General features: G+C 52.3%; 15 protein-coding genes. 9 read left to right on the plus strand and 6 right to left on the minus strand.

Annotated features, from left to right (window positions below; genetic code table 11):
- Nucleotides 1-202 precede the first annotated feature (202 nt).
- Entirely contained in the window at nucleotides 203-727 is a 525-nt protein-coding gene (gene sodC / locus Dpoa569_RS09415) for a superoxide dismutase family protein (protein WP_042870600.1), read from the minus strand.
- 354 nt (nucleotides 728-1081) lie between these two features.
- Between sodC and Dpoa569_RS09420 the strand changes: the two genes are divergently transcribed.
- Together Dpoa569_RS09420 and Dpoa569_RS09425 are read left to right on the plus strand one after the other, a co-directional pair.
- Nucleotides 1082-1654, plus strand: coding sequence for a hypothetical protein (locus tag Dpoa569_RS09420; protein WP_042870598.1), 573 nt, complete (start codon nucleotides 1082-1084; stop codon nucleotides 1652-1654).
- A gap of 227 nt (nucleotides 1655-1881) precedes the next feature.
- A complete protein-coding gene (locus Dpoa569_RS09425) occupies nucleotides 1882-3831 on the plus strand; it encodes a methyl-accepting chemotaxis protein (RefSeq protein ID WP_146411274.1) in 1950 nt (649 codons plus the stop codon).
- Between the two features lie 184 nt (nucleotides 3832-4015).
- Here the strand turns inward: Dpoa569_RS09425 and Dpoa569_RS09430 are convergent, their stop codons facing one another.
- On the minus strand, nucleotides 4016-4522 hold the full coding sequence (locus Dpoa569_RS09430; protein ID WP_042870596.1) for a phenolic acid decarboxylase: 507 nt from the start codon (nucleotides 4520-4522) through the stop codon (nucleotides 4016-4018).
- 142 nt (nucleotides 4523-4664) lie between these two features.
- Here Dpoa569_RS09430 and Dpoa569_RS09435 point away from each other — a divergent pair, with 142 nt between their 5' ends.
- The gene (locus Dpoa569_RS09435) at nucleotides 4665-5564 is read left to right on the plus strand and encodes a LysR family transcriptional regulator (RefSeq protein WP_042873909.1); all 900 of its coding nucleotides are present in this window, start codon (nucleotides 4665-4667) and stop codon (nucleotides 5562-5564) included.
- A 43-nt stretch (nucleotides 5565-5607) separates the two neighbouring features.
- Here Dpoa569_RS09435 and Dpoa569_RS09440 read toward each other — a convergent pair whose 3' ends face one another.
- Complete coding sequence (locus Dpoa569_RS09440; RefSeq protein ID WP_042870594.1) at nucleotides 5608-6732, minus strand: ROK family transcriptional regulator; 1125 nt, start codon at nucleotides 6730-6732, stop codon at nucleotides 5608-5610.
- Between the two features lie 361 nt (nucleotides 6733-7093).
- Between Dpoa569_RS09440 and Dpoa569_RS09445 the strand changes: the two genes are divergently transcribed.
- From Dpoa569_RS09445 to Dpoa569_RS09470, 6 genes are all read left to right on the plus strand, one after another.
- Entirely contained in the window at nucleotides 7094-8173 is a 1080-nt protein-coding gene (locus tag Dpoa569_RS09445; RefSeq protein ID WP_042870592.1) for an ABC transporter ATP-binding protein, read from the plus strand.
- Nucleotides 8170-9024 (plus strand): ABC transporter permease, encoded by an 855-nt coding sequence (locus Dpoa569_RS09450; protein ID WP_042870590.1) that lies wholly within the window; start codon nucleotides 8170-8172, stop codon nucleotides 9022-9024. Before Dpoa569_RS09445 ends, Dpoa569_RS09450 begins: the two co-directional genes overlap by 4 nt.
- Before the next feature lie 3 nt (nucleotides 9025-9027).
- Nucleotides 9028-9861 (plus strand): ABC transporter permease, encoded by an 834-nt coding sequence (locus tag Dpoa569_RS09455; protein WP_042870589.1) that lies wholly within the window; start codon nucleotides 9028-9030, stop codon nucleotides 9859-9861.
- Between the two features lie 35 nt (nucleotides 9862-9896).
- Entirely contained in the window at nucleotides 9897-11030 is a 1134-nt protein-coding gene (locus tag Dpoa569_RS09460) for an extracellular solute-binding protein (protein ID WP_128569718.1), read from the plus strand.
- A 127-nt stretch (nucleotides 11031-11157) separates the two neighbouring features.
- Nucleotides 11158-11919, plus strand: a complete 762-nt coding sequence (locus Dpoa569_RS09465) for a glycerophosphodiester phosphodiesterase family protein (protein ID WP_042870587.1) — start codon at nucleotides 11158-11160, stop codon at nucleotides 11917-11919.
- 15 nt (nucleotides 11920-11934) lie between these two features.
- Nucleotides 11935-12699: an inositol monophosphatase family protein gene (locus Dpoa569_RS09470; protein WP_042870585.1), complete on the plus strand. Its 765-nt coding sequence runs from the start codon at nucleotides 11935-11937 to the stop codon at nucleotides 12697-12699.
- Between the two features lie 65 nt (nucleotides 12700-12764).
- On the opposite strand, the gene Dpoa569_RS09475 is transcribed toward Dpoa569_RS09470, so the two are convergent.
- From Dpoa569_RS09475 to Dpoa569_RS09485, 3 genes are all read right to left on the minus strand, one after another.
- Complete coding sequence (locus tag Dpoa569_RS09475; protein ID WP_146411277.1) at nucleotides 12765-14321, minus strand: ferritin-like domain-containing protein; 1557 nt, start codon at nucleotides 14319-14321, stop codon at nucleotides 12765-12767.
- A 115-nt stretch (nucleotides 14322-14436) separates the two neighbouring features.
- Entirely contained in the window at nucleotides 14437-16275 is a 1839-nt protein-coding gene (locus tag Dpoa569_RS09480; protein ID WP_050569440.1) for a GMC family oxidoreductase, read from the minus strand.
- A complete protein-coding gene (locus tag Dpoa569_RS09485; protein WP_042870578.1) occupies nucleotides 16272-16730 on the minus strand; it encodes a hypothetical protein in 459 nt (152 codons plus the stop codon). The genes Dpoa569_RS09480 and Dpoa569_RS09485 overlap by 4 nt, the downstream gene beginning before the upstream one ends.
- Nucleotides 16731-17050 lie beyond the last annotated feature (320 nt).

The raw sequence follows: 17050 nt of genomic DNA on the forward strand, positions 1-17050 counted from the left end.
CAATTTGTAATACTGCGCAACAAAAAAGGTTGGCTAATGTATTTTAACGTGCCGTCAACTGTACCACTACAAATAGTAAGGGTTAAACAATACATATAAAGATGACCGATGCTGTCGCCATGTTGCCTGCAACGGCCAGCGAAACATCATCGGTCACCAATACATTGATTGGTTACCAATACATTAATCGGTCAACAACAGATTATTGAATAACGCCGCAGGCGATACGCATACCACCGCCGCCGAGTTCTTTCGGCATATCCGCGTAATTATCACCGCCGGTATGAATCATTAAGGCATGGTTTTTTACCTCTGAGAGTGATTTCAGCCGTGGAGCCAGCACCTCGTAATTGGCGGTGCCATCGGCATTGACCACCAATCCCGGCAGGTCGCCAAGGTGGCCTTTGCTATTGTAGGGGCCGAGATGTTGACCGGTTTTCTGCGGGTCCAGGTGACCACCGGCTGCCAGCGCCGGTACTTTGTTGCCATTTTGTTCACCCGGTGCGCAACTGGCATTGGTATGGACGTGGAAGCCGTGAATGCCAGGCTGCAATCCTTTCAGACTGGGGCTGAACAGCAGGCCATATTCTGTTTCGGTAATGGTGATATCGCCAAGCGTATTGCCATCTCCTGTCGGCAACGCCTCTTTTAGCGTGACCGTGGTGCTGGCCGAGTGAGCTAGCGCACTGACGAACAAGCCAGCCAGAATCAATACTTTTAGTGTCATGATGTTCCCTTCTTTTCCATTATCGGTTTTGCTGCGTTGTGGGCATCACGCGGAAAAATCGGCGGTCATACGGAAGATATTCGGTGTCGATTTACCCAACAAAATTGCTTCACCCAACAAAACTATAGTTGGCAGGGTGAAGCACGCCAGTATTTATAGTGACAACGTCACTTATTACTGCTGTCAATCTGGAGGTTACGCGGGATTACCACGGCGTATCGAACATCATGGGCTGCGGAATGACTAAATCACGGTAAAAACAGGAGCTATCACACTGATAAAGCAACAATTTGATATATAGTGTTATCAGGGGATGAAATATGATGAAAAAATTAGGCAGAAGGAGACGAAAAAATGAGTAAAGGTTTGATAATGAAAGGGCTATGTGGTCTGTTGCTGACGATGCCGCTCTATGGTTTTGCCGACAATAATAATCCGGACCTGATTGCCGGTTATACTTCTCAACAACTGGCGGATGCGTTACCGGCAGCGGTTGACGGACTTAAACGCCGAGGCGTGGAAGTGAATGCGAAAGAGCATTCGGTACAGGCTGAATATGTGGATACCGCAACGAAACGTAAGGCGCTGGTAACTATCTATATGCCGCCGTTGGCTAACGGGCAGCAAGCCACGAGTGAAAATGAACTGGATGCCGCTGTTGCCAGTTCTGAGAAAGAGATGTTACGCCAACGGATTCGACCAGAAAAAAAGGAACTGGTTGCGGAGGACGCACCTAAATTCCGTTGTCTGCTGACGATTCTGAATGACCAGGTGGTGCACTCACTGTGTTCAGCTGTGGTTAAAGGCCGGGTGGTGGAAATCCAGCCGGTAACACTGGTGGATAATAAAATGTTTGAACCGGCGCAACAGCGTCAGGCCAGTGCGGTGTTGGCTATTGGGAAAAACCTGCTGACACCAGCCAAATAACAGACTGCAATGTGAGCGTGTAGCCCTGCCTGATGGCGGGGTTTTTTTGGTCTCCCCCCCCCAAATTTGATGAAAAAAAATCATTTTTGATTTTTGCAAATCACTATTTCAATAAAAATGTGATTAAAATCACTTTTTGTTGCTGCAAAAAAACCAATTATTTCCGATAAGTAAAAATATGCGTGCAATTTTTTCACGATGTTATCACCCAGTCGGAGACGTTAAGGATGAGTGTGTTTGGGAATTATCTGAGGAATCTAAAGATCTCTCACAAGCTGTATGGCGGATTTGGCATTGTGCTGCTGCTGGTTATTTTGGCGTCAACTTTTAGTTCGGTTCGTTTTTTCATGATTCGGGACTTGTATAGTAAAAGCTCGATTATGAATGAAATGGGCAATTTTATTGATCTCACCCGAATTTCCCGAATTAAATTTACCTATACCCTCAATAACGAAAACCTCACCAATCTGGACAAGTATCTTGAGCAAGCTCGTCGGTTAAATGAAAAAGTGAATGCACTGAATTGGGATGAGACTTACCAGAATGATTTTAAAAATGTGGCGCAGGATTTCACCGATTACGGCAAAAATATTGATCGTATCAAAACCAGTGTTAATGGTATGAACGAGGTCACAAAAGACATCACGGCGCTTGACCAGAAAGCCACCCTGAGCGATGCGCTTTATACTAGTTCAAATGATATCAATTTGTTACGCCAGTATCATCAGACCAGCATACTCTATGCACAACTGGTGGATAAAGTGCACTTGTTGCAAAAAGAAAACAGCGACGCTGCGTTCAAAGCTATGCAGAGCGTTTATGAGCAGGCGAAAAAATCCTTCGATAACCTGAATGGGGCACTTCCTGCCGAGTTGAGAAATAGCGTCAGCGAGCTTGGTAACCGAATTGAGCATTACAACCAGAGCGGGGTGAAATATAGCGATAAACTTAATCAGTTAAGAGCGTCTGATTCCGATCTCAGGGCAATCGGAGATAAATTGATTAATGACATCGGTGTGATTCTTAAAAAAATTGGTGCCCGTAATAACGATGTTATCGAGAATTCAGTGTTCCAGACGGTCATTTCTGGTATTGCCGCTGTGATTATGGGGGTATTTATTTCCTGGTCGGTCACTCGCCAGATAACCCGACCGGTGATTGCTAACCTGAAACTGGCGGAAAAAATTGCCGGTGGTGACTTGTCTGCCAGTGTGACGGTAGAGCGGCATGATGAGCTGGGGCAACTGACCCAGGCTATGATGTTAATGACTGAAAAGCTGCGTCAGTTGATTGCCGATATCCGGCACAGTGTCTACAGCGTGGCGAAAGCCTCTTCGGATATCGCAGCCGGCAATAACGACCTGTCTTCGCGTACTGAGCAGCAATCGTCGGCCATTGTGGAAACCGCCGCCAGCATGGAACAACTTACCGCCACAGTGAAAAATAATGCCGACAATGCCCGCCATGCCAGCCAGATTTCCGAGCAGGCATCTGATAATGCCAATCGGGGCGGTGAGATTATTCATAAGGTCATTCAGACGATGGATGACATATCCGGCAGTTCGAAAAAGATTTCTGATATTACTACCGTCATCAACAGTATTGCATTTCAGACTAATATCCTCGCGCTTAACGCTGCGGTAGAAGCGGCACGTGCAGGGGAACAAGGGCGTGGTTTTGCCGTCGTCGCTGGCGAGGTGCGCAATCTGGCACAACGCAGTTCTCAAGCGGCCAAAGAGATTGAGGGCTTGATCTCAGAATCGGTTTCACGGGTTAGCACGGGTACGGTGCTGGTTTCGGATGCGGGAAGTGCAATGGATGATATTGTGTCGTCCGTCAAGCGGGTACACGACATTATGGGGGAAATCGCTTCCGCGTCGGATGAGCAAAGTCGCGGCATCGCGCAAATTGGCGCGGCGGTGTCAGAAATGGATACCACTATTCAGCAAAATGCTGCGATGGTGAATGAGTCGTCCGCGGCGGCGAATTCACTGGAAGATGAAGCAGCGAAACTATCACGGCTTGTGTCGGTATTCCGTCTGTCGGCGCAGGATGAACCACAGGCCTCAGGTTATATGGCTGGTCATCCGCGTCTTGCTGATACCGCCAGTCGGCCAGCGATATTGCCGGTCAATCGTTCAGCCAGTGCATCAGCGGATAACTGGACAACGTTCTGAGTCTTGTTTTCAGGATGACGAGTAAAAACGGCAGGCCTGATGGCCTGCCGTTGCGTGTTATAGGGGATATTTGAGCGTTCTATATTCAGCCTGTGATGCGGTCTACCCTGATGCCGATGTATGACGTGAAGAAAATAGGGCAATGGGAAAAAACGGCGAACCGGGCGGTGCGCCGTCGGGCGCGTTAGCGCAGGTTTTGCGGGAAATTGGCCGGCAGATCGCTGGCGGGGCAATTGATAACGCTATTGTCGTTTTCGCCACAGTCGCGCACAAAAGTGATGGTAGCGAATTCGTCAATCACTTCAGTCGGGTAGGCCGGGCCTGCCGTACGATAGGATTCCATCAGCGGAATGTGATCATTCTGGAAGCACACGGTTTTTTCCGGATTGTTGATCACCCAGCGAGGGAAGAATATGGTGCCGTGGAAAATCCGGTCACCCAGATTGACGATCAAACTCACGTCGGTACCGGTTGGTTCGGTCCAGGATATTTTGTAGACGTCGCGGGCGACGCGGGCGATAAACACCTGCTGATCTTTCACCCAGCGGTTGGCCACAATACCGCTATGAATGCGGTAATCCAGCGTGTGGTCATTTTTCACGTAGATCTCGTAATTCCAGCCGTTGTCGTAGGTATAAACCAGATGTTTTCCCACAAAACCGCTGAGATCCTGTTTGTCGAAATTGCTCATACTATTTTCCTTTTTGTTGGCTGGAGAGCAGTATAAAGACGAGTTAAGTTGATGAATAACACTGTTTTTAGCGCTAATTGATTTGATAATTAGATGAATAAAGAGATGAACCGAGCGTGATGTGAAGGGCAGTTGAAACATGATGTTGACGAAAACGACACTGGAACAATGGACACTGCTACAGGCCGTAGTGGAGTTGGGTGGTTTTGCCCCGGCGGCACAAGCGTTTAATCGCAGCCAGTCTTCAATCAGTTATCAATTGTCGTTGATGCAGGAGCGGTTGGGGGTGACGCTGCTGGAACCATCCGGACGTCGGACGGTGCTGACCGCGCAAGGGCAGCAACTGCTGACGCAGGTGATTCCGCTGCTACATGCCTTTCAGGCGTTAGAATGGCGGGCGGATGTGCTGCGCAGAGGTGGGCGAGCGAGGATCGATTTGGTAGTGGACAGCATTTTCCCCAAACCGACCTTGTTTTCTGCGCTGCGCACCTTCCAGTTGCGTTATCCACATACGCAGGTTCATCTGATGGAAGTGCTGCGCAGCGAAAGCCGGGCGCAACTGGCGGGGTATCAGGCAGATATCTGGTTGATTTCCCAACCGTGGGAGGGCGTGAATCGTGGGAGATTGCTGATGGAAATGGCGTTTGTGGCCGTCGCCCGGTCTGACCACCCGTTGCACCAACTGGCCGCACCGTTGTCGTTTGCGGATCTTGGCGCGTATCCGCTGATTGAAATTATTGATAGACAACAGCAGAAAGACAGTCTGCATAAACCGGCCAACGCTGAAAACTGGACGTTTACGACGGTGGAGGCGGCGTTGGAAGCGGTAATGCATGGCGTTGGCTACGGCTGGATGCCGGAAACCCTTATCGTATCTGGGCTGGCATCGGGTGAACTGAAATTATTGCCATTACCGCAAGGTGGGCGGCGTTTTACGCCGCTGTATCTGGTAGTGGAGGAAGAAAAGCAACCCTGCGATACCGAAGTCGCTACGCTGGTATCATTGCTGACGGAAGCAACTGCTACGCTGAATTCTGAGTGACATTGTTACTTTTACGGCAGTACACACTGCCGTAAAACCGAATTCAGGTAAAATAACGTGCTTTTAATGGCATTAACGCCGCACCCAGCACCGCCGGGTCGTGCTGGATCTGGCTCAGCAAGAGTCGCGGATAATGAGCGGCATGGCCATACCGAGGCGGCAGCTCGGTTGGCGGTACGCTGAGCAGCATCTCACCTAATGCCATCGGCAGTTCGCCGCCAAACACGATGGCGGCAGGGTCTACTACCGCACGCATCGCATCAATCGCCCGATTCAGGTAGGGCCTGATTTCTTCCACCCAGTCGCGTACACCCGGCCATTGCGGGTCGAACTGCTGGCGCAGTGTGCTCACGTGTTGGATATCGATACCGTGCGCGTTGAGCCGCTTGAGCAACTCTCCCAACGCCGGCCTTGAGTGGAATTCCTGTTCGGTATAAATACGGCTGATTTCCCCGGCATTGCCGAACGAACCGGAAAAGGGTTGACCGTTAAGGATAAGCCCTGCGCCAAAGCCATAGTTGAATGACAGGTAGCCAAAGGTTGGGTAGTGCAGGCCTGCGCCCAGTACGGATTCACCAATCGCACCGGTGGTGGAGTTGTTCTCCGTCCAGACGTTGAGATCAAACAGGGTTTCCAGTTCGCTTTTGAGATCAACCAATGACCAGTCGCGCAGCGGCTCCGGTGCATTGAACAACCGGTTATCTCCTATCAGATAACCGGCGATGGCAAACCCGACGCCCACAACGGCTGGCGCAGGAATAGCATATTGGTGCAGCGCCTTACGTACCTGTTCTTTTAGCGTAAACATGGCCCGCGTACGGTCATCCAGCGGAATATCCAGCGTTTCTTCGTGCAACACCTGGCAACTGAAGTCACACAAGCAAAATGCCAGCGTATCGGTATTCACCGAGATGCCGATGCTGTAACGCGCAGCTGGCGCCAGTTCCAGCGCCGGGCTGGGTTTGCCGCGCCCGTGTACGATGTTTTCACCCAGTTGCAGCAATCCGCGCTCCAGCAGGCTATCAATAATGCGATGCACGGACGGTTGGGTGAGATTGGTCTGCGGTGAAATCGCAGAACGCATGATGCTTCGGTGACGTCGGACAATATCCAGAATCATGCGTTCGTTCACGGTGGCACTTTCGTTATCGTGAAGTATTGGCCGCATCAGGGACAGACTCCCGTGCGTATGCTCATAGTGTGTAGATCCTTTTTATATTGCCAGATTGTGCAGTTAGCCTCTGGTTCATAATGGCATATTATAAATTAGATAATGTCAATAATTAAATATTATGAATGATAATTACATTTTTCATCGTATACAACCTGATAAATGAAGTCGATTGTACCTGCATTTATAGGTTGTTTTTATATATTCATTTACATATCAGTTTGTTATTTCATTCACTTCCAGTGACATATTCGCAACATATCTGTCATCATTATTATGCATAATGCATTATAAATTGAATTGGCAGTGTTTTTACCTTGTGGAATAGGCGCGTTGCGACCTACTGGAGAGCATGTGAATGGGTAGACTGGAAGTAGAACGTGCCAGCGTGGCTTATGGCGATGTGCCCGTTCTCAAGGGAGTATCGTTCGATGTTAATGAAGGCGAATTCGTTACCTTGCTGGGACCATCCGGGTGCGGCAAAACCACGTTATTGCGTGCTATTGCCGGGTTTGTGCCGCTGGACGACGGACGCATCTGTATTGGTGGACGAAACATGAACGGCCTGGAGCCGGAAAAGCGCAATACGGCGATGTGCTTTCAATCCTATGCGTTGTTTCCGCATCTGACGGTATCGGAAAACATTGCTTTTGGATTGCAACAACGGAATACACCACGGGAGACACTAAGCCACCGGGTAGTGGAAATGGCGCTGACCGTGGCAATGGCCGGGCATCTGGACAAATTACCTGCTCAGTTATCAGGCGGGCAGCAACAGCGGGTGGCGCTGGCGCGCTCAATGGCAGTGCGACCGGATGTGATGCTGTTCGATGAGCCGCTATCCAATCTGGATGCCCGGTTGCGTGAGCAACTGCGGTTACAGATCCGCACTCTGCAACGTAAACACGGTTTTACCGCGGTTTATGTCACGCATGACCAGGCTGAAGCACTGGCAATGTCCGACAGGGTGATAGTCATGCACGGCGGCAGTATTATTCAGACCGGCACGCCGCAGGAAATTTATCACCAGCCAGTCAATCGCTTTGTCGCTGATTTTATTGGTACGGCCAACATCATGACAGGCACGGTCACATCGCGGGATGACGATAACGGATACTACCGGGTGGTGACCGCATTGGGTGAATTCGTGGTGACGTCGGATGATCCGCCAGCTCATGAGCGTATTTATCTGTGCTGGCGTCCGGAAAAAGCCTGTCTGCTATCAACGTCTGCGCTGGGGCAGAACATCTTTGCGTTGCGCGTTAAGCGCCATACCTTTCTTGGCAACCTGACGGATGTCGAAGGTTGTCTTCCCGATAACAATACCCTGTGTTTCCGCATCCAGTTGTTGGGATACCAGCCGCTACTGGAGGGTGAAACCTACTATTTTTCGCTGGCGCCAGATGCACTGCGGTTCTTGCGCGAGGGGGTGGCATGAGATCGCCGTTCATGGCTTATCTGTTGATACTGCCAGGGGTGGGCATCATCGTGCTGGCGATGGGGGCGGTGTTGTGCATGGCGTTTTCTCAGTCGTTGGGTTTTTTCAATTTTGCCGGCGACAGTGGGTTATCGCTGCGTTTTTGGCAAGTCATGCTGACTGACGAGCAGCTGTGGCGCTCTTTTTTTTATTCGGCACGTATTGCGTTGCTCAGTGCGGTGTTGTCGGTGGCACTGGCTTATCCGTTGGCTATCTGGCTGCGCAAACCGTTTCCGGGGGTGATGACGCTGCGCGCAATGTTAAAAGCGCCGTTGCTGGTGCCGGGGCTGACGGCGGCGTTTTTGTTCGTCAATTTCATTTCTTATCAGGGATTTCTCAACGTGGTGATGTTACGGCTGGGGCTGACGGAACGGCCAATTCGTATGCAGAACGACGCCAACGGTATCGGCGTGATTCTGCTGCAGGTCTGGAAGCAGATGCCGTTTGCGCTGCTGTTGTTGAGTGGGTCGGTGCAGGCCATCGGAGAAACGGTGCTGGAGGCTGCCCGGAATCTTGGTGCTGGCGTATGGGTCCGCTTTCGCCGCATTGTGCTGCCGTTAACACTACGGGCGTTGCAGACGGCGATGATGCTGATCTTTATCGGCGCGGCTGGCGACTTTTCTTTTCAGTCAGTCGCGGGTCCGGTCAACCTGTATTCCATGTCGCAACTGATGTTCCGCGTACAGCAATCAGGAACTGACGGCTGGAATCAGGCGGCAGTGGTGGCGATGATGTTGATGCTGTTGTCGCTGGCAGGGGCCGGGCTGTTGGCAATGGCCGCCGGTGTGGTTGTGCGCGGCATGAGGGGATAATCAATGCAACAAACAGCCATTAACCGACTCAATCGCCTGCTGGTGGTGCTGTTCCTGCTGCTGGGGTGCCTCTGGCTGATTCTGCCGTTCGCCATGGCGGTGCTATGGTCACTGGTAGACCCCTCTCACCCCTGGTCTTACCCACATGTATTTCCGCCGGTGTTGTCGTTGTTGCGTTGGGTTGAGTTATGGAATAACACTTCATTGCCCGATGCGTTGCTGCACAGTTATCTGCTGGCACCGGTAGTGACGTTGACATGCCTGTTGCTGGCAATGCCGACCGCCTATGCGTTTGGCCGTATGACGTTTCCCGGCAAAGGGCTGGCGCAGGTGCTGACGTTGTTGCCGATTGTGCTGCCGGGATTTGTGGTGGCGGTGTTCTTCTCCTCGCTACTGATACGACTGGGGGTATATTCCCGCTTTATGGGGATTTTTGTCGGCCATACGGTGCTGTTTCTGCCGTACGCCATTCGTATTTTGAGTGTCTCTTTTAGCCAGGTTCGGCAGGATCTGGTGGATGCGGCGCGCAACCTGGGGGCATCCAAACGGGATGTGTTCCGGGTCGCCTACTGGCCATCGCTCCAGTCTGGCGCTATGGCGGCGATAATTATGGTGTTTATCCTGTCGATTGAAGAGTTCTCCGTCTCCTACATCGTCGGAGCGCCTGACTTTGTCACCGTACCAACCATTCTCTATTCATACCTTGGCTACAACTTCATCCGGCCCAACGCGGCAGTGGTGTCTCTGATTCTGGTGGTGCCCAACGTCGTGCTGATGCTGCTGATGGAGCGCTGTCTCAAAAATGTGCCCGTGTCAGCCTTCGTCAATAAAGGATAGCGATGATGCGGCTTAACCATTCAGGGGAGTCTTGTATGCGTATTCGATTTACGTTGTCGGCCCTGCGCAAGCTGGCGGCGTTGCCGTTATTACTGTTGCCGTTGTATCAGGCGCAAGCTCTGGCGGCAGATTTGAAAACGATGTCCTGGCAGGAAGTAGAGGCGCAGGCGCGTAAAGAAGGGCAACTTACCTGGTTTAACTGGTATTACCAGGATCGACTGCGCGATGAAGTTAAAGCGTTTGAGAAACAGTATGGCATCCGGGTCACCATTCCGGATGGCGAAGCAGCAGCCAGCATCAATAAGCTGCTGGCGGAGCAGAACCGTCAGCAAGGAGATATCGATGTCATATCGGTAGGCGGTAGCCAGTTCGGGCTGCTTAACGGTCCCAGACTGTTCTGGGGACCGCTCACTTCCCGCTTGCCAGCTGGCGATAAGCTGACCTATCAGATAGAAGGGGTCGATACTCAGGGTTATGCCGTTGCGTTTTGGGCTAATCAGACCGTCATTGCCTACAATTCAGCACGCATCAATGCTGCCGCCTTGCCGCATTCATTACCCCAGTTCGAACAGTTTCTGATTAAGAATCCCGGTGAATTCGTCTTTAACGTGGAAAATGGCGGTTCTGGCCCGGCGTTTATCGAATCCATTACCCGTGCGTTGGTCAGCAATGTTGACTACCGCAACGGCAGTGTCACGCCGGAGATACTGCAACGGCTCACGCCGGCCTGGCAGTGGTTCAACCGTTATAAAAGTAGCCTTGTCATCAGTGCGTCTAATGCCGATAGCATGACCCGGCTGAATGCCGGCGAATTCAAACTTGCCGCCTCATGGGAGGATCTGGTGCTCTCGCTGCAACACAAAGGTGAAGTGTCGCCGGACATCAAGTTCTACCTGCCTGATTTTGGTATGCCTGGGGGCGGTAATGTGGTGGGGATTCCGGCCAACGCCAAACATAAGGCAGCGGCATTACTGTTTATTCACTACTTGACGCAGCCAGAAACGCAATTGCGTTTTCATACGCAATTCGGTACCGCACCGCTAATGCCAGCCGGGGAAGAGATATCAGCGACAGACTCACTGGATAGGTCGCACAGCTTTGCCTGGGCGGCCAAACCATTGGGTGACGAAATTAAAAAACAGTTTATTCAAAACGTGATGCTGAAATGACATCACGATGCCTTGTTATGACGTCTGAACAACCTGTTTGTATCTGATGCGGGCAAGGCAACATGTCCATTGGTTCGACATACTTTCTTACTTAACACCGATGCATTGAAACACCAGGGAAACCATTATGTCTGATTCTGTAACTGATTATCTGCGCCGTCAACGCGTGGTAAATGATGCGTTAATCGCTCACCGTGGCGCTTCTGCGCTGGCGCCGGAAAATACGCTGATCGCCATGCACAAAGCCGTGCTTTGTGGCGCGAAGTGGCTGGAGGTGGATGTCAAGCTAACCAAGGATGGTCAGCCGGTGATCATCCATGATGATCGGGTAGATCGCACCACCAACGGTCATGGTCTGGTCGCCGCGTTGACTCTGGCGGAGATTCGCCAACTGGAAGCGCGTGCGCAATTCGGTGAGGCATTTGCCGGTGTGACTATCCCGACGTTGCCGGAGCTTATCACCTGCGTGCTGGAGTTGGATGTGGGGTTGCAGCTCGAACTGAAACCAACGGCGGGAGATGACGTAGAAACGGCGGAAGTGGCGTTGGGGGTGCTGAAATCGATGTGGCCAGCCAACCGTCGTGATCGCCTGTTTCTGTCGAGTTTTTCCGTTCGTTCGATTCAGACGGCGGCGCGCTTGATGCCGGATGTGCCACGCGCCTTTGCTGTGGTAGTGCCGCCGAAAAAACCGGTAGCGTTATTACAGGAAACACATTGTCAGATATTGCACTGTCTGGCGGAACTATTGGATGACGAAGCCCAGCACATTTTGTCAGACAGTGGTATCGAATACGCGGTGGCGGTTGTTAATGACGCCGCTCAGGCTCGGCGCTTTCTGGACAATGGCGCTCAGACGGTGCTGTCTGATATTCCTGACTTGCTGGGCTAGTAACCGGAGGATGTGATGTCTGATTTGCAGTTGCGCTTTGAAACCGCCAATACCGTCATGGAAGAAGCCACGTTGTTGGCGAGACAGTTATTTGCCCGGCGTGACACTGTGGTGGTTGAACAGAAATCCGCCAATGATTTTGTGTCGGATGCGGATCGTCAGGTAGAGCAGTTAATCCGTGATCGCCTGCGGGAAGTGTTTCCTCAGGACGCGATTCTGGGTGAGGAAATGGGGGGCGAAGTCGGCGACAGTTTCTGGGTTATCGATCCGATAGATGGTACTACCAACTTTTTGCGTGGCTTGCCGTTGTGGGGGATTTCACTTGGCTACATCGAGAACGGGCTGGCGATGGTAGGGACTATTGCGTTGCCGATGATGAACCTGACGCTGTCTGCGGCAATTGGGTGTGGCGTATGGCGTAACGGAATGCCTTATCGCCGTCAGGTGCCGTTCAGCGAAGTCCGGTTAGTGGCTCTGGGTGAAAGCAATAATTGGCCTGCGGCGGAAGTGGCCATTCTGGATGGTTACCTGCGTGATGAGGGCTGGGCGGTGGCTCGTTATCGTTGCGCCACAGTCGGATTGAGTTTTGCCGCGTTGGGCTTTACTGATGGTTACGTGGAAAAAAATACCAGTATTTGGGATATCGCTGCCGGGGTGGTTATCTGTTCAGAAGCCGGACTGGTGGTGAAGTATCGGGGAAATTATGAGTCGGGGGGGATGCATGTCGCTAACGCTATCCCCGATGTTCAACAGATAGTGGAGCCGTTTTTCAGTCTCTGATGTACGTTTCCCAAAAAAAGCACCGCCAGACTGGCGGTGCGGGGAGAGTGATGGTGCAGAAGCGGTTATTTATTGATGAATGACCGCGGTTTTGACGGTGCGGCAGCCAGCGCGGCCTGAATACGCATCGGGTTGAAATAATGACGCATCAGCCGAATGCGGTGATCGCTGGTGAATTCATAACGTATCGCCCAGTCGTAGCTGTAAGGGACACGGGTAGATTTGGTGATCCCTTGTTGACTGCCGTAAGCCATTGCCTGATTGTCGCTGAAGAAGACTTTTTCCACCACTTCGCTGCTGAATTCCACCGTCTGGCCCATCAGCGACCAGAAGCGTGAGAAACCTTCGTGACCATAGAAAACACCGGTATAGGGGACATCTACCGGACCAGTCATATCCCACACCAGTTGTTCGCTCAGGCAAGCCAGCGCCATTTGCAGATCGCCTGCAATATAAGCCTGGGAGAGTTTTTCCAGCGTGGCCTGGTTGTTGGAGAACGTCACAGCCTGACTCTTGGACTGGAAGCGCGGCGGCGGCGGTGGGGTATACTCGAATGTCGGCGCCGCCCGATACGCGTTATCACCGGGGAACGGGTGGGTAACAATCGCGCGAAAATCTTCACGCAGTGACCCCATCGCCATTACCGTTGGGGTGAGTTTGAGTGGGCGACCAGACAACGCCAGTTGCAGGTTTTCCAGCAGTTCGCTGTAACGGCGGTTGAAACGCACAATCGCCTTGCGTAGCTCACCTTCCGGATAATCACTGATCTTGGCTGCACTATGAGTTTTGACTGCTTTATCCCATTCGATAGCCAGGGGTTCGCCGGTCGGGCCGCTGGCGATGGTGTCGCCATGCGCATACAGGCGTTCACAGTAGATTTCGTTGAATCGGTAGTAATGCGGCACATTATTTTCATCGCCTTGCCAAATATTGTGCGGCGAACCTTCGCCTTGATCGCAAATCTGACGCAGCGTTTTTACCGCGCTGTCCAAATCGACAACCGGCGTGATCTGGCCGTATGAGCCGTGACAGAATTGTTCCGATTCAATCTGACGTGTGGGATCGCCACAGAATACGGCTTTTTCGCCAAAGGATTCTACCGCTGCACGCAGGCGTGACTCGATGTAGATATAGTATTCGCCGATGGACATGTCACTGCAGACATGGCTGGCTACCACTTCCGGGCGGACATATTTGGGGTGTTCGATTTGCATCGCCTGATGTATGGCGTGTTGGGAAAACGGATGTAACTGAATTTCCATGTCTTCAATGCCGAACGGCAACGTGGCTGGGTAATCAGGCATGAAGCTGGGGCTATTGATCTCCGGTGTGCCGCCTACCGCGTTAAGCAAGTTGCCGACCATCACGAAGTGCAACATCTCTTCAATCACAACGGAGTGGATGACGTCGGGAACTCGCGGATCGATATCATCATCCACGGTATAAAGCATGGTCAGGTAAGGGGGAATGACCGCGTGCTCCAGCACCATGGCCTTTTGCAATAGATCACGGATGTCATCCAGTTCATGGGCCAAATCCTTGTGACTGTTTAATTTAACGTAGCCCTGTTCCCTGAATGTAGTTTCCAAATCGTGCTTTTGGGTTTGTTCGTTTAAGTTCATGGTGTTATTCCGTCTTAGTCAGTAACAGCAGTGACGAAGTGTGTAGTTAGTCTTATCTATTTATTCCTAGCATGAAACTTGAATATCATCATCTTTTGTAGCGTTTTTTTCGCGTTTAACGTGTGCTGGCACACATTCTGTCCAGTTCGGAAAGAATTGTGTGCGCTGCCCATAGCGTCAGCGCTGCCAGCGTCAGGGTTGGCGGCGCTGTTCCCATGCTAACCATATTTCCGGCGCCTACCAGATAGAGATTCTTATGAATCCAGCTACGCTGCTGGCGATCAACTACCGAATGATGGGGTGAATGACCCATACAGTGGGTGCCGGCGATGTGTCCGGCGCCAACAAATGCCAGCGGCTGTCCCTGACAGGTAAAATAGCCTGGTTCAGTGGGCGAATAGTGGCTGTGATCACGAATACCGATGTGCCGGAAAATCTGGCGCATGACACAGCCTGCGCGAGCAACGCCGGAGCGGGTATACAGCGATAAATCGTAGTGAATCACCGGGCGGTAATTGCCCAGCGCATCGCGGTAGTCAGGATGAATCGTTACCCGGTTATTGTATTCAGGCAGTTGCTCTACCAGACAGCGGGCGCTGAATTGCCGTGACAGCCGTTCACGCATCTGGCTACGTAAGCGGGGACCGCACAACGGTTCATCGAGTAGCTGTTCGACATCCTGATAGAGCGTGTTGACCGGCCAGCGCCAGCCGTCGTTGCTCAATTCAATGCGAAATGCCGCCCGATTCGCTCGCGCCGGGCCGCCTCGCAAGGCTTCAATTCCTGAGGTGGTGAGCGGGCCACGCATCGGCCACAACGGCATATCGGCCCGGCCCCATACCGGCAGTACCGGGTGGTCCATCAGATGCCGTCCTACCAGATCATTGCCTTTACAAGCGCCGGATGCCAGTAGCAGAACCGCATTGGCGATGGCGTTGCCGGCCAATACATAACGCCGGGCACTGACGGTATGCAGATGATGTAACGCGGTTTCATGGTGCACATAATGACGAAACTGGATGCCGGTAATAGCGTCTGTGGATGGGTCAATCAGCAACTTGTGTGCCACGCTACAGGTGAGAATATCCAACAATGCCGGATCGGCATCTTCCAGTGTTTTCAACGCATTGTAACGCGCTTGCGTTGGGCACAGCGGCGTGCAGTGACTGCTGCCGGTACAGCGTAAGCCGAGAGGCGAACCGCCTGCCGCACTGCGGGGGTGATAACCGTGGCCATGGTCATAACCGGGGTGGGGCACGCCATTACGGGCTGATGGGGTGCTGCGCAAAGGTAACGGTATTGAGCGCCCGTCTTCCATGATAACCATGTCGGTGAGGCGATGTGCCAGCTGTCGGTCACTCCAGGCAGGCGGCAGCCCTTGCATCGGATAGACATAATCTGGTGGAAAGCGAATGCCCAGATAAGCCTGCTCCTCCACATTGGCCGATACCCCCAGTTCATATTCGGCGGCCCGATACCAGGGTTCGAGGTCGTTATAACGCAGTGGCCAGTCCAGCCCGATGCCATAGCGACGTTGCAATTCGAAGTCTTCCGGCAGCATACGCATGGCGCTGCCAAGCCAGTGCAGCGAAGTACCGCCAAGTTGCCGGCAATAGGTAGAACTGAACGGCAATGGTCCCTGTTGCACCAGATAGCCGCGATCGTCATACCCATCAGGCATTAACGGGTGCAATGCTGTATCGTGCGGCACCGGTGCATTGACGTTATGTGGGCTGGGTACCTGATGGTTTTTATCCGCCCGTTGACGATAGCGCTGCAGTGTATGCCGGTAGCCGGTGTAATGTTGATTCTGTGCGTCGCCGGCTTCCAGTATCAGGCAGCGTTTTCCCCCACGGGTCAGGGTTTTGGCCAACAGTGAACCAGCGATGCCGCCGCCGACAATCACCACGTCGTAATCAGTCTGTTCAGCCTGATGAGGGGTGACGAAATTCATTCGTGTGCTCCCCATTCAGCCGTCGGTGGTTCGGCCCAGGCGCCGAACTCCTGTTGACGGATAGCCTGAGGATGAGCATGGATGGCCTGCCAGATCAACGCTTCGCGCCAGGCGGCATCGCTAAGGAATGTGGCGGTGTCGTTCGGTGCCGGGCTAACGGGAACCCATTGTCCGGTATACCACAACCGCAACAAGCTGCGTGTGACCGGGCCGAGCGACGACGATGTCAGTACTGTGGCTTGCAGCCAGTTGAGCCGTATCGCTTCGTCATCCGGTTGTGCCGAAAAATCGTGCTGCAGTTGCCTGAACGGTATGGCAGCAGCCTGTTGCAGCCAGGTGAAATAGTCATGGGCCAGCCCGGTTCCGGTCAGCTCAAATCGGCTAAAACCGGTAAGCAGGGCGGAGAGCGTTAGAAAATCGTCGAATGCGGTGTCGGATTCACTACTGTTACTCATGATGCGTTACCTGTGCCATGTCGTGAACAGCCAAGAGAAAACCGCGCGTCTGTGTCAGGTATCAGACGTCGTGGAACGGGAAATGCATTATTTATCTCACTATTTATAGCAATCGTTTTACAGCGCCGTTAGCCGGTAAATCGATATCAGCAGCAGCCTGGTATGCCAGTACGGGGTTAGTCTGTATGTCTGGAACATACCTAACAGGTAACGGCAACCGGTATCCCTGGAAGTGGTGCCTTTACTGTTCTCTTTGGCAGAAAACAGAGCGGCATTAAAGAAAGATGGTGGAAAAAGAACGGGGTGGCCTGTGTTCCTTT

The organism is Dickeya poaceiphila (assembly GCF_007858975.2).
In the GTDB taxonomy this organism is placed as follows: Bacteria; Pseudomonadota; Gammaproteobacteria; order Enterobacterales; family Enterobacteriaceae; genus Dickeya; species Dickeya poaceiphila.